This window comes from Levilactobacillus hammesii DSM 16381, from assembly GCF_001434395.1.
GTDB lineage: Bacteria > Bacillota > Bacilli > Lactobacillales > Lactobacillaceae > Levilactobacillus > Levilactobacillus hammesii.
In genome coordinates this window covers 121,331-144,964 of the sequence record NZ_AZFS01000046.1, presented here as the reverse complement: position 1 = coordinate 144,964, position 23,634 = coordinate 121,331, and the positions used below count along the sequence as shown (strand labels likewise).

22 protein-coding genes are annotated in these 23,634 nt (G+C 50.2%); all 22 read right to left on the bottom strand.

What is annotated here, in order from left to right:
• Positions 1-15: 15 nt before the first annotated feature.
• The 22 genes from uvrB to hpf all read right to left on the bottom strand — a co-directional run bounded on the left by uvrB (position 16) and on the right by hpf (position 23,624).
• Positions 16-2,022 (bottom strand): excinuclease ABC subunit UvrB, encoded by a 2,007-nt coding sequence (uvrB, locus tag FD28_RS04625; protein WP_057733070.1) that lies wholly within the window; start codon positions 2,020-2,022, stop codon positions 16-18.
• Between the two features lie 211 nt (positions 2,023-2,233).
• Positions 2,234-2,755 carry a hypothetical protein gene (locus tag FD28_RS04620; protein WP_057733068.1) on the bottom strand — a complete coding sequence of 174 codons (522 nt, stop codon included), beginning with the start codon at positions 2,753-2,755 and terminating at the stop codon, positions 2,234-2,236.
• Between the two features lie 2 nt (positions 2,756-2,757).
• Entirely contained in the window at positions 2,758-3,396 is a 639-nt protein-coding gene (locus FD28_RS04615) for a YfbR-like 5'-deoxynucleotidase (RefSeq protein ID WP_057733067.1), read from the bottom strand.
• A 651-nt stretch (positions 3,397-4,047) separates the two neighbouring features.
• Entirely contained in the window at positions 4,048-4,989 is a 942-nt protein-coding gene (trxB, locus tag FD28_RS04605; RefSeq protein ID WP_083478117.1) for a thioredoxin-disulfide reductase, read from the bottom strand.
• Between the two features lie 66 nt (positions 4,990-5,055).
• Complete coding sequence (gene galU / locus FD28_RS04600) at positions 5,056-5,961, bottom strand: UTP--glucose-1-phosphate uridylyltransferase GalU (protein ID WP_057733063.1); 906 nt, start codon at positions 5,959-5,961, stop codon at positions 5,056-5,058.
• A gap of 32 nt (positions 5,962-5,993) precedes the next feature.
• A complete protein-coding gene (locus FD28_RS04595) occupies positions 5,994-7,007 on the bottom strand; it encodes an NAD(P)H-dependent glycerol-3-phosphate dehydrogenase (RefSeq protein WP_057733061.1) in 1,014 nt (337 codons plus the stop codon).
• Positions 7,008-7,022: 15 nt separating this feature from the next.
• The gene (gene lgt / locus FD28_RS04590) at positions 7,023-7,886 is read right to left on the bottom strand and encodes a prolipoprotein diacylglyceryl transferase (protein ID WP_057733058.1); all 864 of its coding nucleotides are present in this window, start codon (positions 7,884-7,886) and stop codon (positions 7,023-7,025) included.
• A 5-nt stretch (positions 7,887-7,891) separates the two neighbouring features.
• Complete coding sequence (hprK, locus tag FD28_RS04585) at positions 7,892-8,827, bottom strand: HPr(Ser) kinase/phosphatase (protein ID WP_057733056.1); 936 nt, start codon at positions 8,825-8,827, stop codon at positions 7,892-7,894.
• An 88-nt stretch (positions 8,828-8,915) separates the two neighbouring features.
• Positions 8,916-9,287, bottom strand: a complete 372-nt coding sequence (locus FD28_RS04580; RefSeq protein ID WP_057733054.1) for a phage holin family protein — start codon at positions 9,285-9,287, stop codon at positions 8,916-8,918.
• Position 9,288: 1 nt separating this feature from the next.
• Positions 9,289-9,627, bottom strand: coding sequence for a PspC domain-containing protein (locus FD28_RS04575; RefSeq protein ID WP_057733052.1), 339 nt, complete (start codon positions 9,625-9,627; stop codon positions 9,289-9,291).
• A gap of 141 nt (positions 9,628-9,768) precedes the next feature.
• Positions 9,769-10,446 carry a phosphate signaling complex protein PhoU gene (gene phoU, locus FD28_RS04570; protein WP_057733050.1) on the bottom strand — a complete coding sequence of 226 codons (678 nt, stop codon included), beginning with the start codon at positions 10,444-10,446 and terminating at the stop codon, positions 9,769-9,771.
• An 11-nt stretch (positions 10,447-10,457) separates the two neighbouring features.
• Positions 10,458-11,216, bottom strand: a complete 759-nt coding sequence (gene pstB, locus FD28_RS04565; protein ID WP_057733048.1) for a phosphate ABC transporter ATP-binding protein PstB — start codon at positions 11,214-11,216, stop codon at positions 10,458-10,460.
• A gap of 18 nt (positions 11,217-11,234) precedes the next feature.
• Positions 11,235-12,023, bottom strand: a complete 789-nt coding sequence (gene pstB, locus FD28_RS04560) for a phosphate ABC transporter ATP-binding protein PstB (protein WP_235806854.1) — start codon at positions 12,021-12,023, stop codon at positions 11,235-11,237.
• Positions 12,024-12,072: 49 nt separating this feature from the next.
• Positions 12,073-12,957, bottom strand: coding sequence for a phosphate ABC transporter permease PstA (gene pstA, locus FD28_RS04555; protein WP_057733044.1), 885 nt, complete (start codon positions 12,955-12,957; stop codon positions 12,073-12,075).
• Positions 12,958-12,959: 2 nt separating this feature from the next.
• Entirely contained in the window at positions 12,960-13,889 is a 930-nt protein-coding gene (gene pstC, locus FD28_RS04550) for a phosphate ABC transporter permease subunit PstC (RefSeq protein WP_057733042.1), read from the bottom strand.
• Positions 13,889-14,773, bottom strand: a complete 885-nt coding sequence (locus FD28_RS04545; RefSeq protein WP_057733040.1) for a phosphate ABC transporter substrate-binding protein — start codon at positions 14,771-14,773, stop codon at positions 13,889-13,891. The genes pstC and FD28_RS04545 overlap by 1 nt, the downstream gene beginning before the upstream one ends.
• Before the next feature lie 409 nt (positions 14,774-15,182).
• Positions 15,183-16,532: a sensor histidine kinase gene (locus FD28_RS04540; RefSeq protein ID WP_235806848.1), complete on the bottom strand. Its 1,350-nt coding sequence runs from the start codon at positions 16,530-16,532 to the stop codon at positions 15,183-15,185.
• The gene (locus tag FD28_RS04535; RefSeq protein ID WP_057733036.1) at positions 16,529-17,236 is read right to left on the bottom strand and encodes a response regulator transcription factor; all 708 of its coding nucleotides are present in this window, start codon (positions 17,234-17,236) and stop codon (positions 16,529-16,531) included. Before FD28_RS04535 ends, FD28_RS04540 begins: the two co-directional genes overlap by 4 nt.
• 3 nt (positions 17,237-17,239) lie before the next feature.
• On the bottom strand, positions 17,240-18,409 hold the full coding sequence (locus tag FD28_RS04530; protein ID WP_057733034.1) for a PDZ domain-containing protein: 1,170 nt from the start codon (positions 18,407-18,409) through the stop codon (positions 17,240-17,242).
• A gap of 173 nt (positions 18,410-18,582) precedes the next feature.
• Positions 18,583-19,699, bottom strand: a protein-coding gene (gene prfB, locus FD28_RS04525) for a peptide chain release factor 2 (RefSeq protein ID WP_157059838.1) whose coding sequence is annotated in 2 segments (ribosomal slippage) — positions 18,583-19,626 and positions 19,628-19,699 — 1,116 coding nt in all. Because the reading frame shifts where the segments join, the coding sequence is not laid out codon by codon here.
• A gap of 141 nt (positions 19,700-19,840) precedes the next feature.
• Positions 19,841-22,204 (bottom strand): preprotein translocase subunit SecA, encoded by a 2,364-nt coding sequence (gene secA / locus FD28_RS04520; RefSeq protein WP_057733031.1) that lies wholly within the window; start codon positions 22,202-22,204, stop codon positions 19,841-19,843.
• Positions 22,205-23,069: 865 nt separating this feature from the next.
• Positions 23,070-23,624, bottom strand: coding sequence for a ribosome hibernation-promoting factor, HPF/YfiA family (gene hpf / locus FD28_RS04515; protein WP_057733029.1), 555 nt, complete (start codon positions 23,622-23,624; stop codon positions 23,070-23,072).
• Between the last annotated feature and the right edge of the window lie 10 nt (positions 23,625-23,634).

Genomic DNA, 23,634 nt, shown 5'->3' with positions numbered 1-23,634 from the left:
TTCTCCTTACTCGACCTAATCGCCGATCTCGGTCTTCATATCCATGATGGTATCCCGCAGCGAAGCGGCTTGTTCAAAGTCCAACTTCTTGGCGGCAGACCGCATCTCTTCTTCTAACCGCGAGATTAACTTCCGTTGGTCATCCTTGGACATATCCTCAAAGTCACTCGAAACGAAGTCATCCTTCTCACCTTCGTGATCATTCTTCTTCGTCACGGCAATGAGGTCACGGATTGGCTTAATAATCGTGGTTGGCGTAATGCCATGCTTCTTATTGTAAGCAATCTGAACCTTCCGCCGCCGCGCCGTTTCGTCAATCGCCGCCTGCATGGAATCCGTTACGGAATCCGCGTACATCACCACTGCCCCGTGGGAGTTCCGGGCGGCCCGACCAATCGTCTGAATCAGGGAACGTTCGTTACGCAGAAAACCTTCCTTATCGGCATCCAAAATCGCAACCAGTGAGACTTCAGGAATATCAATCCCTTCACGTAACAGGTTGATCCCGACCAAGACATCGTATTTTCCTAATCGCAGGTCACGCATAATTTGCGTCCGTTCCAGGGTCTTGATATCGGAATGCAGATACGCCACCTTGATGCCCAAATCCTTCAGGTAGTCGGTCAAATCCTCCGACATCTTCTTCGTCAATGTCGTCACAAACGTCCGTTCATTGGCTTCGACACGCTGATTGATCTCGCCCACCAAGTCATCCATCTGGCCCATGATTGGCCGAACCTCGATCGTGGGATCAAGTAATCCAGTTGGCCGGATAATTTGCTGAACCACGTGATTCGTTTGCTCATGTTCATACGGCCCAGGGGTCGCCGACATGTAAATCACTTGATTCACGTGTTGTTCAAATTCAGATAACTTCAGGGGCCGGTTGTCCAGTGCACTGGGGAGACGGAAACCGTAATCCACCAGCTGTTGTTTCCGCGCTTGGTCCCCGTTATACATTCCGCGAACCTGCGGCATCGTCACGTGAGACTCATCGACAACCAGTAGGAAGTCCTTCGGGAAGAAATCGAGTAGCGTGTAAGGCGGTTCACCGGCTTTACGGCCATCCATCCACCGCGAGTAGTTTTCAATGCCACTCGTGTAACCCATCTCACGCATCATTTCCAAATCATAGGTTGTCCGTTGCTTGAGTCGTTGGGCCTCTAGTAACTTACTCTGTCCCTCGAGTTCAGCAACCCGATCCTTCATTTCGCCCTCGATGCCCGCCGTGGCCTTCGCCATGATGTCATCGTTCGTCATAAAGTGGGTCGCCGGGAAAATGGCGACGTGTTCACGGTCGCCTACAATTTCACCCGTCAAGGAGTCAACCTCACGAATGCGATCGATCTCGTCACCAAAGAATTCAATGCGTAGGGCCCGGTCGTCACGTGAAGCGGGGAAGATTTCAACCACATCCCCGTGAACCCGGAACCGGCCCCGTTGAAAGTCATAATCGTTGCGTTCAAATTGAATATTCACTAATTTACGCAGTAGCGCGTCACGCTCAATCTCCTGACCAACGCGTAGCGAAACCACGTGATTCTTATATTCGGTAGGATCCCCTAACCCAAAGATAGAGGACACGGAGGCCACCACAATGACATCGTTCCGCTCTAACAACGAACTCGTTGCTGAATGCCGCAATTTATCAATCTCATCGTTAATCGAGGAATCCTTTTCAATATAGGTATCACTCGAAGGGACGTAAGCTTCCGGTTGATAGTAATCATAATAACTCACGAAATACTCCACCGCGTTGTTGGGGAAAAACTCCTTGAATTCCCCATAGAGCTGGCCCGCCAAGGTCTTGTTGTGGGACAACACCAGCGTCGGTTTATTCACGTTTTTAATGACGTTGGAAATCGTAAACGTCTTCCCCGTCCCGGTTGCCCCCAAGAGAATCTGTGCCTTCTCGTGTTCATTAAGTCCCTTAGTCAGCTGCGCAATCGCCTCTGGCTGGTCCCCCGTGGGTTGGTATTTTGAAACCAAATCAAACTTCCGGTCCGATTGTCGATCAATCATGGCATAACCTCCCTACCAAATTATCTGCTACATCTTAGCCCGACACGGTCTTACCGCGTCCTGGCCGTGAACTGCCACGTGGTCTTGCAACCCTAACCGGCAGTCCCTAAAACTTCTTATTCACTAGAAAAAATGGGAAACAATCCGCTTCCCATCATGCCCAAATATTTTACCATACCGAACATACTTTCGCCAGTCTCGCGCCTTATGCTCAGAACTTATCCTGATAGATTGTGACGTTAGCCGTTCGGTCACCCCGAACCACCGTCGTCGTTTGAATCGCCTGCAACTGCTGACCTTCCCAGAACTGCTTCATTTGACGATCACCCATAAATACACTGAGTTGCAATTGCACGGCCCCAGCTGCCCGCAGCGTCGCCACGAGGCTGTGATAATAATCTGCAGCCTGCTCGTCGGATAGCTGCTTATCCGTCATCCACATACCCAGCCAAACCAGGATAGGTAGCGGATAATCAATAATCAAATCGACTAAAACCACCAGCTGATCTCCCTGAAAGATTCCCAGGTAAGCCTTTTGATCAGGCATGGCATTCATGGGAACATCCGTGACATCCTGTACCGCTTCGTTGCGCGTCACCGGGTGATCCTGAAAGTGATTAAAGTAAGCGGGATGGGCCGCCTGAAAGGTGTAAATTAAATCGTCATCATCGTGCGTGAGCGGTCGCACCGTTGCGCCCGTGATCATTTGATTCCAAACTTCAGCTAATTTCATGCTTAATCTCCCTGTTTCAATAGATTATCCGTTAAGGTCGCGAGCTTTTGCCGATCACTAAAGTCGGCAGCCAGCATTTCTGGTAGGACCTCCGTCAAGAAGTAGTGCACGCAGGCCATCTGCTTAAACTTCAAGATAGTGGTCAAGCTTTCGCGATAGATTTCGGTAAAGACCGGTTCTGGATTGCCCTTCTGGATCTCACCAAAGGATTCGTAGAGCAGATCCACCTTGTCGGCAACGGACAGGATCTGACCTTCTAGGGTGTCATCCTTTCCCTCGCCCAGGCGACGCGTATAGGCGGCTTGGAACTGCTTGGGAATTTCATTTTCAATAAAGTTAGCCGTGAGAGAAGACTCAACGTCTGCCAGCATCTGCCGTAACTGCGGTGTGGCATACTTGACCGGCGTCTTAATATCCCCGATAAACCGTTCCGTATAGTCGTGATTCAACGATTTCTCATACAGCAAGCGCCAATTGACCTGGTTGCCGGCGCCCTCTTCAACGTCACCCAAGAATTGGGCCACTTCAGCCACCTTAAATGAATGGGCGGCCACAGAATGTTGCTCAAACTTAAAGTACCCCGGTGCACGATCGATGGTTTCCAGATCACTTAAACTCTGTAAAAACTGATTCATTCCCATGCTTTGACACTCCTCTACCCTATTTTGTTTGATACAAATTTCTAAAATTCATGCCATCCTCGCTGTCTGCTACATCGACCAAGGCCGTCGCCTTACCGTTCGCCAAATTTGGACTGGAACGCTGTGGGCAGGACGGTCAGAGCCTGAAGGGGCGGTCTCTGACCTCGCTTTGAACCGATAGCCCACGTTTCAAAGTCGCCATTTCCCAAGTAACCTACTTGGGAAATCCCACGGCTGAGCCCAAATTTGACTCACTCACGGCTACATCGTCGGTTACCAATCTGTGACTACTCAACATCACGATAACCGTTTGAATGGTGACCAACCAGTATCAACCGGAGGCGGCCAGAGATGGAGGCAGCCGTGACAACGGTGTTAGCCGAGAATCGGCTTACAGCGTGGGACGCGTTTGGAGACTGGCGGACCTTTGCCAGGCTTCAAACCGAGCCGGAGGACCGCTTCTCAGGCCGCAGGCGGTCCCCACAGCAGCCGGAATTTCTGGCAGCTGCAGGTGACCAACCTCGGCAAACTGATCAGTCTCTATGTAACCACCGGCGCCAACCATTGCTATGAAGGCGCGCAGGTGGTGGACTTGTGACTTTACAAAAAGCGGAAACCACCCCCAGTGGGTCGTTTCCGCTGATTGACACCTTATTGCGCGGAGGTTGCCTTAGCCTTTAAAGCTTCCAGATAACTGAACGCTTCTTGGCCCGCAATCCCACCGTCACCAACGGCCGTCGTAATCTGCCGCAAGGTCTTTTGCCGAACATCACCGATCGCAAAGATTCCAGGAACGGCCGTGGCCATCCGGTCATCGGTCTTGATCCAACCCTTGTCATCCGTAATCTTCAAGCTGGTGAACGCATCGGTCATTGGTAAGTTCCCCACGTAAATGAAGACACCGCTGGCAGCAATCTCACCGGTCTCGCCAGTTTGATTGTTCTTCGTTGCCACACCTGTTACTTTCATGTCGTCACCTAAGACTTCAGTGACGTTCGTGTTCCATACAAATTCAATCTTGTCGTTAGCAAAAGCCCGGTCTTGAATAATCTTTTGGGCCCGCAGTTGGTCACGCCGAACCACAACGGTTACCTTAGACGTAATCCCTGCCAGGTAGAGGCTTTCTTCAATAGCAGAATCGCCACCACCAACAACGACAACTTCACGGTTCTTAAAGAAAGCACCGTCGCAGACCGCGCAGTAAGAGACACCACGGCCACCAAATTCATTTTCGCCAGGCACACCTAGCTTCTTATATTCAGAGCCGGAAGCAATCAGAACGGCACCGGCACTGTAATCACCATCGTCGGTTTTGACGATCTTGTGATCACCGTGATCTTCAATGCTTTCAACATTGCCATACGCAAAGTCAGCACCAAATTGTGTGGACCCATCGTACATGTCCTTAGCCAGGTCCGGTCCGAGAACGGACTTGAAACCAGGATAGTTCTCAATAGCTGCCGTGTTGTTCATCTGGCCACCATAGATTCCCCGGTCCAACATCAAGACGGAAAGGTTCGCCCGTGAAGCGTAGAGCGCCCCCGTCATACCGCCGGGACCTGCACCAATGACAATCACATCATAATTTTTCAAATTTTTAACGCTCCCTTCTGCTCTTAGCCTTTAGTGTACTTTACTATCAAAAAGGAAGTTTGTCACCTATTTTGACTTGGTTGCTTTTTCATCCTCAGCGGATAATTTGGCACCCATTTCTTCAATGTACTTCCGCAAAGCATCCTTGGTTTCTGGATGTTGCAGTCCATATTCGATGTTCGTTTGAATCCAGCCGAACTTGTTCCCAACATCGTACCGCTTGCCGGTATATTCGTGGGCAAAGACGCGCTGGGTCTTGTTTAAGTTATCAATGGCATCAGTCAGTTGCAGTTCATTACCCAAACCAACCGGTGTATTTTCCAGAGCTTCAAAAATTTCTGGGGTAAAGAGATACCGGCCAATAATAGCCAAGTCACTTGGTGCTTCATCCGGTTGTGGCTTTTCCACAAAGTTCGTCACGTTGTAAAGACCCGGTGCCGTTTCTTCAGAAGGATTGATGACCCCATACTTCGCCGTATCCTTGTGTGGAACCCGCATAACGGCTAACGTGGAAGCCCCCGTCTCGTTATAACGGTCGATCAGCTGCTTGGTCAAAGGCACTTTACTGTCGGTCATGTCATCACCCAACATCACGATAAAGGGTTCATCACCGATGAAGGCCTTCGCCGTTAAGACGGCATCTCCCAAACCACGTGGGTAAGGTTGCCGGATAAAGTACAGGTTCATGCCAGTCGTCTCTTGAACTTGCCGAAGCATTTCGTCCTTGTGCTTGGCCGCCAAGTTGGCTTCCAATTCAGGGTTAGAATCAAAGTGGTCTTCAATTGACCGCTTGGATTTACCGTCAACGATGACGATGTCTTCGATCCCTGACTTGCGAGCTTCCTCAACGATGAATTGAATCGTTGGCTTGTCCACAATCGGGAGCATTTCCTTGGCTAAGGCTTTCGTTGCAGGTAAGAATCGGGTCCCAAGACCTGCGGCTGGAATGACTGCTTTTCTAACTTTTCTCATAATTCGTATCCTCCTGTATCCCCACTAAAAAACTAAAATTCTGAACGGCCTTCACGTTGCATCAGATCTGAGATGGCCGTGCGAATATCTTTACCCTCATAAAGAACCTGGTAGATGGCTTCGGTGATAGGCATTGAAACGCCCCGTTGCTTAGATAATTCGTAAGCAGCCTTGGTCGTTGCCACCCCTTCGATCACCATCCCCATATGGTTGATGACATCGTCAAGCGCTTCGCCACGCCCTAACTCGTCACCAGCCCGCCAGTTCCGTGAATTGGCACTCGTTGCCGTGACAATGATGTCACCCACACCGGACAAACCGATAAAGGTCATCGGGTCGGCCCCAAAGGATGTTCCTAACCGTGAAATTTCGGCTAACCCCCGGGTCATCAGAGCGGCCTTGGCGTTATCCCCATAACCCAAGCCATGCAGAGCGCCGGCACCTAAAGCAATGATGTTTTTCAGTGCCGCGCCAATTTCAACCCCAATAATATCGGGGTTGGTGTAGACCCGGAAGTAGTTGGTCATGAACAACTTTTGTGTGTGCTTCGCCGCATCTAAACTCTCACTAGCAGCCGTCACCAGCGTCAAATCATGCCGTGCCACATCTTCGGCATGACTTGGGCCAGACAAGACTGTAATCGACTTGCGGTTAGCCGCTGGAATTTCCTCAGCCAAGACCTGCGAAATCCGCTTGTAGGTCTTCTGCTCGATCCCCTTGCTGGCGTGGATCAAGGCTGGCTGAATGCCCGTCTTTTGCAAGATAGTGGCCACTTGACCTGCGACAGAGCGCACGGCCTTCGTGGGAACGACAAACAGAATCGTTTGCACATCAGCTAACGCACTGGCCAAGTCGGAGTAGGCTACTAACGAAGGAGAAAACTTAAAGTCTTTAATATAATGCGAGTTCGTGTGGGCCGTGTTCAGTTCCTCAACTTGCTTGGGATTGTACGACCATAGGCGGACGTCATTCCCATTTTCATCCAGGACACTCGCTAGGATTGACCCCCACGAACCGGCACCGAGTACTGCAATTTTCTCTGACATAGTAATGGATTCTCCTTATTTAGAAAGTTTAGATTGTTCACGGAACGGATTGCCATCCAGATAGGCCATCGGCGCAACCTGTTGGCGCCGCCGGTAAATCCAGATTATCAGGGCCCCCACGAACAGGACCACCGAAAGCAACTGTGACACACGTAAGCCACCGAACAACATGAGACTGTCAGTCCGCATGCCTTCGATGAAGAAACGCCCAAATGAATACCACAAAACATAGCTCAGGAAGACTTCACCCTGCTTAAAGAGCTCAGGCGTATGCCGTAAACTCATGAGCACGATGAAGCCGAGCAGATCCCAAGTCGATTCATACAGAAATGTCGGCTGGCGGTAAGCGCCATTAATCAGCATTTGATTAACGATAAAGTTCGGCAGATGAAGGCCCTGCAGAAAGGCAAGACTGGTAATCCGCCCAAACGCTTCCTGATTCATGAAGTTCCCCCACCGTCCAATGGCCTGTCCCAGGATAACGGTTGGTGCTGCAACATCCAACATTAACCAAACCGGGATGAACCGCGACCGGCAGAAGAAGAACACCACCAGTCCAGCCCCAATCAACGAGCCATAGATGGCGATCCCCCCATCCCAAATGGCAATAATCTCGCCGGGATGTTTGGCATAATACGGCCATTGAAAAATAACGTAATAGGCCCGTGCCGCAATCAACGCCGCCGGTAACGCCCACAGAATCATATCGTAAATGTCATCGGGATTGATCCCCCGACGACGGCCCTCGCGCACGGCTAGAATCACCGCAATGACCACACCAGTGGCAATGATGACGCCATACCAGTGCACCGCAATAGGGCCTAAATGAATGGCGATGGGATTAAGCGCCGCCATGATTGGTGAAAAAATAACGCCCATCTCCCCTATTTGTTTTGTGAGTTTTGCTTAATCAAACGATTCAAGTTCTCATCAAAGACTTTGGTGGCATCGTAACCCATAGAACGGGCCCGGAAGTTCATCGCCGCCGCTTCAACGATAATGGCCAAGTTACGCCCAGTTCTAACTGGAATCGTAATCTTAGGCACCACCACATCAAAGAACTTCTGTGATTCACTGTTATTGCCGAGTCGATCGAAGTGATTATCGTCCTTCCAGGCTTGTAGATGCACAATTAAATCGATATCGGTTTCGGCACGAACAGCACCGGCACCAAACAGATTCATGACATCGATAATCCCAATTCCCCGGATTTCTAGCAGGTGGCTTAAGATTGCAGGTGCTGCCCCAACCAGGGTCTGTTCGTCTTGTTGATAGACTTCAACCCGGTCGTCAGCAATTAGCCGGTGACCACGCTTAACCAATTCCAAAGCGGTTTCACTTTTACCTACCCCGGAATCCCCGGTAATCATGACCCCAACCCCATAGATATCGACCAGCACTCCGTGAACGGACTGCCGTTCGGCGAGCTTGCCTTCAAGAAAGTTGGTCATGTTACTTAACACCCGTGAGGTGGTCAGCTTGGTTCCCAAGATTGGGATCTCAGCCTCCTCAGCGGACTGTTTCAGTTCTTCTGGTGGATCGAGTTGTGTGGAAATCACGAACGCCGGCGTCTCCGGTTGACACATCTTCCGCATCACGTCGAGGATCTTTTCGTGGGTCATCCCCTTAGCGAAGGATGTTTCCGTAATCCCTAACAGTTGAATTCGTTTAGCTGGATAATAGTTAAAGTACCCGGTCAATTCCAAACCGGGACGTGAAATATCACTGGTTGTAATCAGCCGATCCAAGTGATCCTCGCCGGAATAGACATCTAACCGGTTGGCTTTCACAAGATCAGCCACTGTAACACTTTCTGGCATAGGAGTTCCTCCTTATTGCATAGTGAACTACTTTAATTTTAGCACTTTACTGGGGTTACTCCTACCAAATTCACCCGTATCGGGTAACTTAATTGTGGGCGAAATGGTCGCTGATGATGGCATTAAAGATTGACATGATGACGGCCACCATCATCGTGATCCAAAACGACGAAAAGGCAAAGTTGCTGCCCACAAACCAGGACGTCAATTCCAGCATAATCGCATTGATGACAACGCTAAACAAGCCCAGCGTCAACACGGTTATGGGCAGCGACAGCACGAACAAAATCGGCTTAACCACCGCATTGAGTAATGCCAACACAAAACTCGCCAGCAAAGCAATGCCAATGCTTGAGACGTAAAAGGCGTTCTGCAAACCTCCCGCCATCGAGCTTTGAAAAAAACCAGCCAACGCCAGGAAAATCACGGCGTTGACTAGAATTCGAGTCCAAAAACCCATGTTATTCACCGTCCTTGTGTGAATCCTTAACATCCTGCTCCGTCACATCGTGAATGACCTTACGCCCACTATCCTTAGGCGCCGGACTAGCCCCACGGAAGAGATCACTAAAGCTGGGGCCACTGCCCTCTGCCCGATCCTCTAAGGGCATAAACGTGTATAAGATCACATAAACGGCCAGCCCCAAGATCACGTGCACGAAGGGGGTAAATAGGGTCACCAAAACATAGATAACCCGTAAAAGATTGGCATTCCAGCCAAAATGATCGGCGATTCCGCCCAGAACACCTCCCACTAAGCGGTTGGTGCGAGAACGGACAAAACGTTTTTTAGCTGCCATCGGCGGACACTCCTTTTCTTTAGTCATGATTCCTATTATGGCAAGAATAACGAAAGCGGCCACTGAAAGCAAGTTTCCAGTGGCCGTTTCGGTAAATCTTCAGGTTAGATTAAATTTTAGAGGTGTATGACAAACGCCATTCTAGTTGGGACTATCCGAATTAGCTGGGTTCAGTTCAACGATCTGACCGGACTTGCGATAAACAATCCACTCACAGACGTTCGTGACGTAATCGCCAATTCGGCTGAGGTCTTGCGCCACATTGAGGTAGATGGACGCCCCCGTCTCAAACGCTGGGTCCATCCGCATCTGTTGATAGCTGTCCGCCCGGATTTGGTGGTTCAGCTGATCCAGCTTACGGTCCACTTCCGCTAATTCACGAGCAGCGTGATCGTCCTTATTCACGTATGCCGCCAGAACTTCGCGAATCATCTGCGTCGTAATCTGACTCATCTCCCCGATCAATTGCTCTAACACGGGGATCTTCTGTTTACTCCCAAACTTAATGGCCGAATGGGCCACATTGCGGGCATGGTCCGCCGCACGTTCCAGTTCCGACACTGCCTTTAAGATGGTCACAATTTCCCGTAGATCCGTTGTCACAGGTTGGTACAACGCAATCATTTCGAAGGTCTTCTGCTCTAGAGCGATTTCACGTTGGTTGATCTCATGGTCATGGTCAATCAGTTTCTGAGCGGCTACCGCGTCACGGTTCATGAATGCATCTACCGCCTGCTGAACCACTTCGCTGACCAGCATCCCCATTTCCGTAAAGTCTGCGTCTAGCTCCGCTAACTCATCATCAAATAATCTACGCATAACTTGCCTCCTTAACCGAATCGACCGCTAATATAATCTTCCGTCTGCTTTTCAGCGGGATTCATGAAAATATTCTTAGTTTGGTCCACTTCCACCAACTCACCGTTCATAAAGAAAGCGGTCCGATCCGCAATTCGTGAGGCTTGTTGGAGATTATGGGTTACTGTAATGATCGTATAATCGTGGCGTAAATTCAAGAGGGTTGTTTCAATTTGACTACTTGAAACGGGATCAAGGGCACTAGTTGGCTCATCCAACAGAATGATTTCCGGAGAAACGGCTAGGACCCGCGCAATGCAGACCCGTTGTTGTTGCCCCCCGGACAGGGCCAATGCACTCTCATGCAAATGATCTTTGACCTCGTCCCAAACGGCGGCTTGGCGCAGGGATTTTTCGACCACGGCATCTAACTTTTCCTTATTCTTCTCGCCCGCGATGCGGAGACCATAGATGACGTTGTCGTAAATCGAGAACGGAAACGGATTGGGTTGCTGAAACACCATGCCGATCTCCTTACGAATCTGAACGGTGTCAGCACTCGGTGCGTAAAGATTCTGTCCCTTAAACTTGATGGTCCCCGTAATCGTCACGTTAGGAATCAAGTCATTCATTCGATTCAGCGTCCGCAAGTACGTGGATTTTCCACAACCGGATGGTCCAATCAAGGCCGTAATCCCCTTGGCCTCAAAGTTCAGGTTGATCCCCTTTAAAGCTTCTTTTTCCCCATAGTACAAATGCAGGTCCTGCGTCGTTAAAATTTCCTTACTCATTATCAATCTTCCTCCTCGTTAGCCGAAGTTCCCCGAAACATAATCACTGGTGATCTGAACCTGTGGATTGGTGAAAATATGGCTCGTCGTGTCGTATTCCAACACGCGCCCCTGATTGAAAAATGCCGTATATTCACTGATCCGACCGGCTTGTTGCATGTTATGCGTCACAATAATGATGCTGTAGTGCTGCTTAAGGTCCAACAACGTATCTTCTAACTGACTGGTTGAGACGGGGTCCAAAGCGCTTGCCGGTTCATCCAGTAGGAGGATATCCGGCTTAACGGCAATGGCCCGGGCAATACACAGACGCTGGGCCTGCCCCCCCGAAAGCGCTAAGGCACTCTTGTTCAGATCATCTTTGACCTGATTCCACAGCGCCGCCTGCTTAAGAGAGGTTTCTACGATTTCATCTAACACGTGTTTATCGGTCACGCCCCGTAGTCGCAGTGCAAAGGCAATGTTATCGTAGATCGATTTGGCAAACGGGTTGGGCCGTTGGAAAACCATGCCGACCCGCCGGCGCATCTCGTAGACGTCAATATCGGGCTGATTAATATCCACGCCGCGGTACATAATTTTCCCCGTCACCGTGGCAATTCGATCGTTCATCCGGTTCAGCGACCGCAGAAAGGTGGACTTCCCCGACCCGGATGGCCCAATCAACGCGGTAATCTGATTACTAGCGAACCGCAAGTCTCCCTCGGAAATGGCTTCCTTTTTACCATAGTAGACGTGCAGATCTTCCGTGGATAAAATAGTTGGGTGTTGCGGATCAGTCGGCTGAACCACGTGGCGCTCCAACATTTCCGTATTTTGTGTAAGGTCATTACTCAAGAACATGGGCCAACCTCCTTTACGCTGACGTTAAGCGTTTGTACAGCCGCTTACCGAGATACCGGGCGGCAAAGTTGAACAACAGAATGGCGAGAACTAAGACGGCCGAGGAACCGGATGAAATAGCTTTTGCGTCCGGCATGATCCCCTCAGAGTTAATCTTCCAGATGTGTACCGCTAACGTTTCGGCGGGCCGCATGGGGTTCAGCGGACTGGAGATGTTGAAGGGATTCCAGTCGGTAAAGTCTAGCGCAGGCGCACTCTGACCGGCCGTGTAAATCAGGGCGGCAGCTTCACCGAACACCCGGCCAGCACTCAGAATCACCCCGGTTAAAATGCTGGGCACGGCCGCGGGAAGGATTACCCGTGTGACCGTCTCCCACCGGGACAGCCCCAGGGCCAGTCCCCCTTCACGCTGCGTCGTATCAATCGTTCGCAAGGAATCTTCAATGCTCCGTGTTAGCAAGGGGAGATTGAAGAACGTCAGGGCAAACGCCCCCGAAAGAATCGAGAAGCCCAGGTTCAACTTCACCACGAAGAACAGAAAACCAAAGAGTCCCACGACCACGGACGGCAACGAACTGAGAATTTCGATGGCCGTTCGAATGGTGGTCGTCACCCAATTGTCTTTCGCATATTCATAGAGGTAAATCGCCGCTCCCAATGCAATGGGAAAGGAAATCAACATGGCCAAAATCAGCAGGTAAAATGAGTTGTACAGCTGAATGCCCACACCCCCACCCTTAAGGAAGGCCTTGGCGGGTGCCGTTAAGAAATGCCAACTCAGTTGTGGCAGGCCGCTGACCAGAATATAGCCGAGAAGCGCCATTAAAATCAAGACAACTAACCCAGCAATTCCGTACAACGTCCCAATTGCCACTTTATTTTGCGTTTTTGGATTCATCACTACTGGAGACGCCCCTTTCGACCGATCAAGCGAATGATCAGGTTAAAGACTAACGACATGAGGAGCAGAACCAGTGCCAGTGACCAAAGTGCATTGTTCTGAAGTGACCCCATGACGGTGTTTCCAATCCCCGTAGTCAGTACGGAGGTCAGCGTCGAAGCCGGGTCAACTAAGCTGCCTGGCATCAACGCGGCATTTCCAATCACCATTTGAACGGCCAAGGCTTCACCGAACGCCCGGGCCATCCCAAAGACCACAGCCGTCATCATGCCCGGTGTCGCCGCCCGCAGGACCACCTTGTAGATGGTCTGCCATTGGGTGGCGCCCAGTGCCAGCGAGGCCTCCCGATAGTACCGTGGTACGGCTCGCAAGGCGTCCACACTCATCGACGTAACCGTGGGTAGAATCATGACGAAGAGCACGCAGGTTCCCGAAAGGATCCCAAACCCACTGCCACCAAAGATAGCACGCGTGACGGGCACCACAACGGACAGTCCAATGAACCCGTACACAACGGAGGGAATCCCAACCAACAACTCGGTGACCGGTTGAAGAATCTTTGCCCCCTTGTTAGGCGAGATTTCATTCATAAAGACGGCCGTTCCAATGGCAAACGGTGTGGCCACAATCGCCGACAATACGGTTATCAGGAACGAACCCACAATCATCGGCAGGGCGCCCACTTCCGGCTTACCGTGGGCATCCGTCACGCCAGGATTCCAACTCTTCCCGGAAAGAAAGTCCCAGAGACTCACGTGGTTGCTGAAGAACGTAGCTAGTCCTTTGGAAGCCACAAACCCAATGATGGCAACGACTACTGCCACAATCAGGAGCAGTGCGGAGAAACTGATAAACTTCCCCCAAATTTCTAGTTTTGCTGCCTTGGAATGACGCTTAAGCTGGTGTTCCAATTGTTCTGTGGTTTTCATCACTTAGCGCCCTCCAATTTCGTAATCTGACCATTTGCATCACGTTCAACCTGCATCTGATCCGGCGACAAGTAACCCAGTTGGCGCACCAAGGTCTTCTGAATAGCTGGTGATTGAATGTAATGCACAAACTTCTTGGTTAAGCCCGTCGGTTGGCCCTTGGTGTAGAGATGCTCGTACGACCAGATGCGCCACTTGTTCGTGATCACATTGGCTTCGGTTGGGTCCACGTGATCTAAAGAAATCGCCTGTACGGTCTTATTCACGTAAGAAAACGCGACATAACTAATGGCGCCTGGTGTGGTTGCCACAATTTGGCGAACCATCCCCGATGAATCTTGTTCTTGTGCGGTCTTAGACTGATGACCCGCTAACCCGAACTGCTCGAACGTGGCCCGCGTGCCACTCCCTTGCGCCCGGTTAACCAACACGATCGGTCGGTTTTCCCCGCCCACTTCGCGCCAATTCGTCACCTTGCCCGTAAAGACTTTAATTAATTGTGCGGTCGTCAACTGGTCCACGCCGGCCTTCTTGTTCACAATCGGTGTAATACCAACTACGGCCACGCGGTGATCAACCAGTGCGCTGGCGTTAATTCCCTTTTGCTCACCAGCGAAAAGATCTGAGTTACCAATCTGAACGGCGCCCTCTTGAATCTGGCTCAATCCCGTTCCGGTCCCCCCACCCTGAACGTTCACAAACGTTCCCAGGTGTTCACCCGTATACTGCTCACCGGCTGCTTCCACCAGGGGTTGCAGGGCCGTTGACCCCACCGCCGTGATGGATTCACCCGCGTGGCTGACCTCGCGCGTTTGATAAGCAAAGAGGCCCAGACCTACCACGAGTAGTAAGCCCAGCCCTTGCCACCAGCGTTTCTTTGACATACCGCTAACCTCCTATCGGCCAAGCGCTACTGCGCGACCTTTTCGAAAATAAGTATACCGAACCAATGTAAATGTCTTGTAGGCGTATTGTAAAGGTTATGTAAATATTACCCAGTATTGACGAATTTTTGCCAAAATAAATGCACGGTCGGGACAATCACAACCACATGGACCTATCAGCGGTTCGGCACAACGTTGTCACAACCAACGGATCAAAAAAGCGGCAGTCATCCGCTCGATGACTGCCGCTATACTTTATCTATTTAGGAATAATCGGTTGAAAGCCCCCGGATCTTACGGAGATACGCGCCTAAACCAGACGCAACCTTGTGGCAAGGCAACCGCCTCAACCGTCACGAGGATTGCGCGAGAACGCATATCGCACCGGATAACTCGTGTCCCGCTCACCCTAGCTCGGCGCATTCACCGGAAAAGTCAGGGTAACCGTAGTCCCTTCACCCAACTTACTTTGCAAATCGATCTTGCCATTTAGCGACTCAACCAGTTCACGCACAATGGCCAGGCCCAAGCCACTGCCACTGACCCGTTGATTGGAGTGGGAGACCTCTGCCCGGTAGAATCGCTCAAAGACTCGGAGCTGATCCTGTGGTGAAATGCCCACACCGGTATCGGCAATTTGTAATGACCAGGTCTTACCGGTTACCACAGTGGTCAAAGTGACCTCACCCTGGGGACGGTTGTATTTAATCGCGTTACCCAACACATTTTTCAAAATCTGATCGAACTTATGTTGATCGGTAGCCGCAACCATCTCAGTTGGTACACGATTGATCAGTGTCACCTGATTGACGGCAGCTAAGGGTTTTAGCAAGGAAACCTGCATCTCAATCTGTTGACCGATGGGCACCTCAGCCAAGTCGACCGCATTCCCCGATTCCAGGTGTGAAATGGTCAAGACATCGTTAATCAATTCAACCAAGCGTTCACTCTGTTGATCGATGATTTCCAGGAACTCCGTGAGCTTTTCGGGATCATCCTTGGCCCCAGCTAGCAGGGTCTTCGCAAATCCCGAAATCGCCGTCACCGGCGTCTTCAACTCGTGCGAGGCATTGGAGACGAAATCCACCTGCATCTGCTCGACCGCATAGACCTCCGTCACGTCATACAGCAACACCAACACCTGAAAATAGTCTTGCGACGTCTCCGTGTAGATCGCCTGTGCATCGACCGTCCGCTCATTGGGCGTTCCGGGTAACTTTAGCACCCGATGCTGCGTTGTCCCCTCACTTAGCGCGGAGTTAATCAGGCTAGCCAACTCAAACTGGTGGACATCCTGTATAAACGGGTGCCGCCGCGGCGAAATCTGCTGTTGGAGGAATTGTTCCATAGCTGGATTGGCCAACTCGACCTTGCGATACCGGTCAATCACCATAACCCCAATCGGCAAATAATCCAGTAAGGTCGCAAACTCCTGATTTTGCCCGGCAATCTGTCGTTGCACCTTCCGCTGGTGAGTCTGCAGATAATTAATCTGCAAAGCCAGTTGATAGAAGGGATCGTGCGGCGACAAGAGGACGTGGGCCGGCGTCTCTTCGTGGCGGATACCCTCGACCTTTTTCGTCAGAATGCTAATTCGTTGATCGCCCCAATGCAGGAAATAACGCACCCCCGCGGTCTCAATTAGCGCCAGCGACCACGCGATCAAGATGCTCACGCCCAGTTGCGATGGCCGCACCAACCACACTAACAGGCTATTCGCAATTCCTAGCGTCACCCACACGGCAAGAAGCCGCTTCATGATTGGGCCTCAAAGGTATACCCGAACCCCCGTACCGTCTTGAGTAACACGGGATGTTTGGGATCAATCTCAATTTTTTCTCGCAAATGGGAAACATGGATATCTACCATTCGGGTCTGACCACTGTAGTCAAAGCCCCAGACCCCCTCGAGCAATTGCTCACGACTCCACACCTTGCCTGGACGCTTGGCAAAGAATAGTAAGAGTTCAAATTCCTTAGGTGTTAAGTCAATCGACTGGTCGCCCCGTTTGACCTGAAACTTATCCTGATCAATCGTCAAGTCCGCCACCTGCAACAGGTTAGTGGCTGGCGCAACGGGCTTTTCCTCCGGTTCATCTTCATGATAGCGCCGCATAACGGCCTTCATCCGGGCAATCACCTCGCGTGGACTAAAGGGTTTGGTAATATAGTCATCCGCGCCGAGTTCAAGGCCAAAGACGGTATCGAACTCACTGGTCTTAGCCGTAATCATGATGATGGGTGTGCTGATTTTTTCTTGCCGCAACCGTTTGGTCACCTCAACACCATCTAACTTTGGTAGCATTAAATCCAATAAAATCACATCAAACTTTTCATGCAATGCCAAATTTAAGGCCTGCTCACCGTCAATTGCTGTAACCACCTGATAATCCGCTTGCTCCAGGTTGTACTGCAGTAACGTGACGATTGCTGGCTCGTCATCGACGACTAGGACTCTGCTCATGGGTTATCCCTCCTGATCTCTGAATAGAACAATGCCAATTTCATGGGGTGCACCAGAATAAATCGCGGTCTCCGTCACTTTCAGCTCTCCCGCCATATTCCGCACTTTTAAATGACAATACGTGGGATTACGCAGCAGGGCTTCATAAAAGGACGTTTCGCTATCAATCGCTTGATGATTACACTCTAAAATGATGTCACCGGCAGCCAGATCAAGTTTCACTGCTGGCGTCTGTGGCCGGATGGCGAGGACCCGCACACCGTCATCCACCTGAGAATACCAGAATTGTTGTTGCGCATCATAACGTTTGGCTCGCCATAGGATGATGGCGTAACCAACTAATAAGACGACCAATAGTAGAGGCAGATCTTGGCCACGGTGAATGCTCCAGCCGAAGAAAATGAGTCCTGCGGCGGCTAACCAAATCATCTTCTTAGCCAACCTTTGATAGACGTCTCGTGGCACTTGGCGAAAGACCGTAAACCGCAAGCCTACTAGCAATGGCACCACTAAAATGGCAAATGAATGACCATGAACGGTCAGGAGTGGCCAGAAGGCCCAATGACTGGAAATCCAGTCACCAGGAACCAACGTCACCATGGGCAAAACGAGAAACTCCCGCCATGGATAACCGGCGATGCGCTTGCCCCGCTGCTTTGCGTAAATCCGTGGTGCCGTAAAACGACCGCCATACCGCGATAACCAGTGACCCAGTATGAGGAAGAAAAAGGCAGCCAACCACAAGTAATTTTGCGGGGGAATCTGACTGGACCAGCCATTTGCCCAGCTCAGTCCCGTTGGGGCGAGACTGGGAAGATTCTTTATGTAAGGCCCACCGAAGTACGTCGCCAAGGAACTCACGACAATCAGAGTTAGGGGTAAGACCGTCGTTGGCAAAATCACAAGCGTGATGACCGCCAAGATTTCATAAATCGCAATCCATAATAACGGTAAGCTGAACCCAACCAGCACGTTTACTACCGATAATCCCAGGCCCAAAACAATTCCCTGGGTCAAAAAGTGACGCAATTCGTAATGGTCACTGTACACGGCGCTCCCAAAGCTCCGTCGTTCGCGTTTGATGCGTGAGCGACTCGTCACCCACAACCGCAGTACGGCCACCCACACCATCAGTTGGAGTAGATAACTGCCGCACGCTAAAAATATCCGCATGTCATCGACACCTTTCTTTGAAAAAAATAACTGTCCCCAGTATAGCATGAAAGAAAAGCGGGTCACACGACATTCGTGTTACCCGCCCAATGATTCCTTGAAAAGACTATTTTAAAATGTGGCGGTTGGGTTAAGTTGCGACCTAACTCAGGATCAATCGACGGAAGTCCCGCTTAATCGGGATTCTTTTGACTGAGTTGCCATTGCAGATAAGCATCAATGAACGGATCGAGATCGCCATCCATCACAGCTTGACCATTCCCCGTTTCATAATCCGTCCGGTGATCCTTAACCATCGTGTAGGGGTGGAAGACGTAGGAGCGAATCTGCGAGCCCCAACCGATATCCATCTGTTCACCCTCAATGGCGGCCTTTTCCTGCGCCTTCTTTTCTTCCTCACGTTCGTACAGTTTGGCTCGTAACATCCCCAAAGCCGTCTGCCGGTTTTGCAGTTGCGAACGTTGCGCTTGACTCTGTGTGACAATTCCCGTTGGAATATGCGTAATCCGCACGGCCGAGGAGGTTTTGTTCACGTGTTGTCCCCCGGCTCCAGATGCCCGGTAAACGTCAATCTTCAAGTCAGCAGGATTAATGTCAATATCCACGGTGTCGTCCAGCTCCGGCAATACATCCACGGAAACAAACGAGGTGTGCCGTCGTCCGGCAGAATCAAATGGTGAAATTCGAACCAACCGATGAACGCCCTTTTCGGAGCGCAAGTAACCATACGCATTGTGCCCGGCAATCAGCAGAGTTGTGCTACTCAGTCCGGCAACTTCTCCCGGTTGGTAATCCAACACGGTCACTTTGAAATCATGCTGGTCTGCCCAACGCGTGTACATCCGCATCAGCATTTCACCCCAGTCTTGGGATTCCGTTCCGCCCGCACCCGGGTGAATTTCCAAGATGGCGTTGTTCCGATCATATTTCTGATTGAGTAATTGATTGAGGCTGTACTGGTGCAAAGCATCTTGTGCCGCCTTAAAGTTCTGCTCAAAGTCCGCCTGCATATCCGGATCGGGCTCTTCTTGCAGCAATTCCACAGCAACTTCCAGATCATCTATCTGGTCGTTTAGGCTCTGAAATTCCTCAACCTTCTTCTTCATCTCATTGGTTTCATCAATCAACTTTTGGGCTGCTTGCGCGTCATTCCAAAAGTCCGGTTGGGCCATCTGACCCTCATTGACACTGATGCTCTCACTCAGGGCATCAAAGTCAAAGCGACCCCCTAAAGCCGGCAAGTTGGTCTTTCATGGTTGCAATGTTACGTTTGGCATCACTTAATTCCATCTTGATTTAGCTCCTTTTTTGAATCGATTTTTTTGCTGCTGTTACCCGACACCAATCTCAGGCCGTCTGGTCACTCGCGGTCATACCATGTGATTTAACAAAACGAGGCCGGAATTGCTTCCCGCCTCGTCATCTCCCGAACTACCGGGTAATATTTTGTCGAATTTCTGACTTCATGAATAATCGGGTGGCATCGTAATCGATGTCAGAGATCATTTCACCGAACATCCGGAATCCTTCTTGTTGGTATTCAACTAATGGGTTCAACTGACCATAACCCCGCAGCCCAATTGATTGACGCAATTGGTCCATGGTGTCGATGTGGTCGGTCCAGTGGGAATCCACGCAACGTAGCAAGACAACCTTTTCGAATTCCAACATCTGTGCTGGATCGTAAAGTTGCTTTTGCTTTTCGTCGTAGACTTCTTCTGCTAAGCCCATGAAATAAGCCTTGATCTCATCGGCAGATTTGTCCTTCAATTGATCCAGACTAATCTTTTCGGGTGAGACCATTGCGGAAATCCCAAAGTCAAGCAACGTGTCCAAGTCCCAATCGGACTGATCACCCTGCGTGTGTAAGTTAACCACGCGGTCGACCGTCCGTTGGATCATTGGCATCAAGACCCACTTCAGGGACTTGTCCTGGTTGATAACCTGGTTCCGTTCGCCATAGATCACGTCACGTTGTTGACGCATCACGTCATCGTATTGCAGCACGTTCTTCCGGGAATCGTAGTTGTTCCCTTCAACCCGCTTCTGGGCGGATTCAACCTGCTTGGTGATCATCCGACTCCGAATAACGGCGTCTTCACCGTCAACGTTCATCCGTTCCAGGAAGTTCTTAACCCGTTCGGAACCGAACCGGCGCATCAGATCATCTTCAAGGGACAGGTAGAACTGCGTCATACCAGGGTCACCTTGACGACCGGAACGGCCACGAAGCTGATTATCAATCCGTCGTGACTCGTGTCGTTCAGTCCCAATAACGGCTAAACCACCGATTTCAACAACACCGGGTCCCAATTTAATATCGGTTCCCCGCCCAGCCATGTTGGTGGCAATCGTAACGGCACCACGTTGACCGGCATTTTGGATGATATCGGCTTCCTTAGCATGGTTCTTCGCGTTCAAGACCACGTGCGGAATGTTTTCATCATCCAGACGTTGGGAAATGTATTCTGACGTTTCAACGGCAACGGTCCCGATTAACATCGGTTGACCCTTTTCGTGCAACATCTTGATTTCCTTAACTACGGCATCGAACTTGGATTCCAAGGTTGGGTACAACAGGTCAGGTTCATCGACCCGGACAACCGGTTTGTTGGTTGGCACGGAGATAACATCCATGTTGTAAATTTCCCGGAACTCTTCAACTTCGGTCTTCGCAGTACCCGTCATCCCGGCAAGCTTCTTGTACATCCGGAACAAGTTTTGGTACGTGATGTTGGCCATCGTCTTGGTTTCTTCTTGAATCTCGACGCCTTCCTTGGCTTCAATGGCTTGGTGCAGGCCGTCTGAGTAACGACGTCCTTCCATAACCCGCCCAGTAAAGGAATCAACGATTAAGACTTCACCATCTTGAACCACGTAGTCCTTGTCTCGCAGCATGATGAAGTTCGCCCGTAAGGCTTGGTCCATATGGTGGGTTAAGGCCGTGTTATCGGTATCGTAGAGGTTCTTCAGGTTAAAGTATTTTTCAGCCTTTTCAATCCCAACGTCGGTCAAAGCCACCGTCTTGGATTCAAGGTCGATCTTAAAGTCTTCTTTTTCGTGCAACGTCTTGGCGAAACGGTCCACCCGTTGGTACAGGGCACTCGTTCCTTCAGACTGACCAGAAATGATCAATGGCGTCCGCGCTTCATCAATTAAGATGGAGTCAACTTCATCGACAATAGCAAAGTTCAATGGCCGCTGTACCATATCTTCTTTGTAGACCACCATGTTATCACGCAGGTAATCGAACCCGATTTCCCCGTTGGTTGAGTACGTGATATCAGCCCGGTAAGCTTCACGTTTTTCTTCTGGTGATTTTTCGGCGGAGTTCAACCCAACGGTCAACCCCATCCAGTTGTACAACTCACCCATTTCAGTGGCATCACGTGCGGATAAGTATTCGTTAACCGTAACCACGTGAACCCCTTCGCCAGCTAAGGCGTTCAGGTAAACGGGCATCGTGGCGGTCAAGGTCTTCCCTTCACCGGTCTTCATTTCGGCAATGTTACCTTCATGAAGCACAATTCCCCCCATAATTTGCACGTGGAATGGGTAGAGGCCAAGGACCCGCTTAGCACCTTCACGAACAGCTGCAAAGGCCTCAGGCAATAAATCGTCCAAGGTTTCGCCATCCTGATAGCGTTTCTTCAATTCAGGCGTTTTTGCTTGCAGATCTGCATCCGAAAGCTTTGCGTATTCATCAGCGTAGGCGCCGACCTCATCCGCTAATTTACTGAGGCGTCGTAAAGTCCGTCGATCACTTTCGACCCATCGTTTCAAAATATTTGCCATGTGAGAATTCCCTTCAGTACATTTTAATAAGTCTCCGTCAACCACTTCCAATTAACATCGGAAGCTTGCAGCCATGACACGATTAATGTCACTTTCGCAATTTACTCGGCACGAGTCACTACTCATGATAAGCCGAGTCGTTACTGTCCGCAGGTTGCGGAGCGGACATCTGTGTAATTGATAAAATCACTAATCCCATTACAAGAAGATTCCTCGCGTCAACCACGGTGGCTGCGTTGCGCGAGGGACAGGATTCAACTCATTTATTTTGACAATAAATCAATCTACATTTTAACACTAACCCGGCTAATATGAAACTTTTCTAATCATGTAAATGCCGTAAAACCGCTTTCTTTCGCATGACAACTGACTAAAATAGCTTCTGCCGATCATCCCCAACATCCGCACTGTATTTTCTTCACCCAAATCGGGCAAATTTCCAGCGCGCTAGGTCTTCACAGGCCTACGAGTAATCTTATTAATTTTACCAGATTCACTACTGAAAGTATCGCTTTTTGCATAACAGTTGCTTAACAATCCCATGACAGAGCCCCTAATGAGTTGGCCCCCTTAACGATTCAGCGATACCGGCAAAAGCATGAATGCCAGTATTTTCTTAAATACTGGCAAGTTGGGCAACGCTGTTAACCCGCCTGCCACCCTCACCCTTTTACCTATTTGTTTTGGTAGGGTGAGCAAACAAACCGTCTCGTCATGGGTTAACCACTAGAGCAACCGGCATCTCTGGCAGCCGCGGGAGCCGCCTAGTCTAACGACGTTCAATCTGGTCCAACACTGAACTTTCTACTGCAAACTAAAAAAGCACCGCGCAAGGCAGTGCTTCGTTAGTTTTAACATTATTGGTTTATTGGTCGTCGGCTTCAATCAAACCATAGCGACCGTCGTTACGACGGTACACAATGCTAATGCCGTTCGTTTCAGCATCTTCGTAGATAAAGAAGTCATGACCTAACATGTCCATCTGTAAAACAGCTTCTTCATTATCCATTGGCTTTAACGAAACGCGCTTGGTCCGAACAACCTCTAACTTTTGACCGTCAGCTGGATCTGGTTCCGTAGCTTCCGGTGCGAAGTCAAGGTTCTTGTAGCCCTTCTCCCGGGACTTACGGTTAACTTTGGTCTTGTACTTGCGAATTTGCCGTTCCAGCTTATCGGTAACCAAATCAACACTTGCATATAAGTCCGGAGAAGTTTCCTCTGCCCGTAATGTCAAGTATGGGAGTGGGATTGTTACTTCAACCTTCGCTGTCTTGTTTTGGTAGACCTTCAGGTTGACATGCGCAATTGCCTCAACTTTGTTGTCGAAATATTTCTCCAACTTGCTGATACGCTTTTCAACGTAATCCCGTATTGCGTCAGTAACTTCGATGTTTTCACCACGAATATTAAATGTGAGCATAAAACTTCTC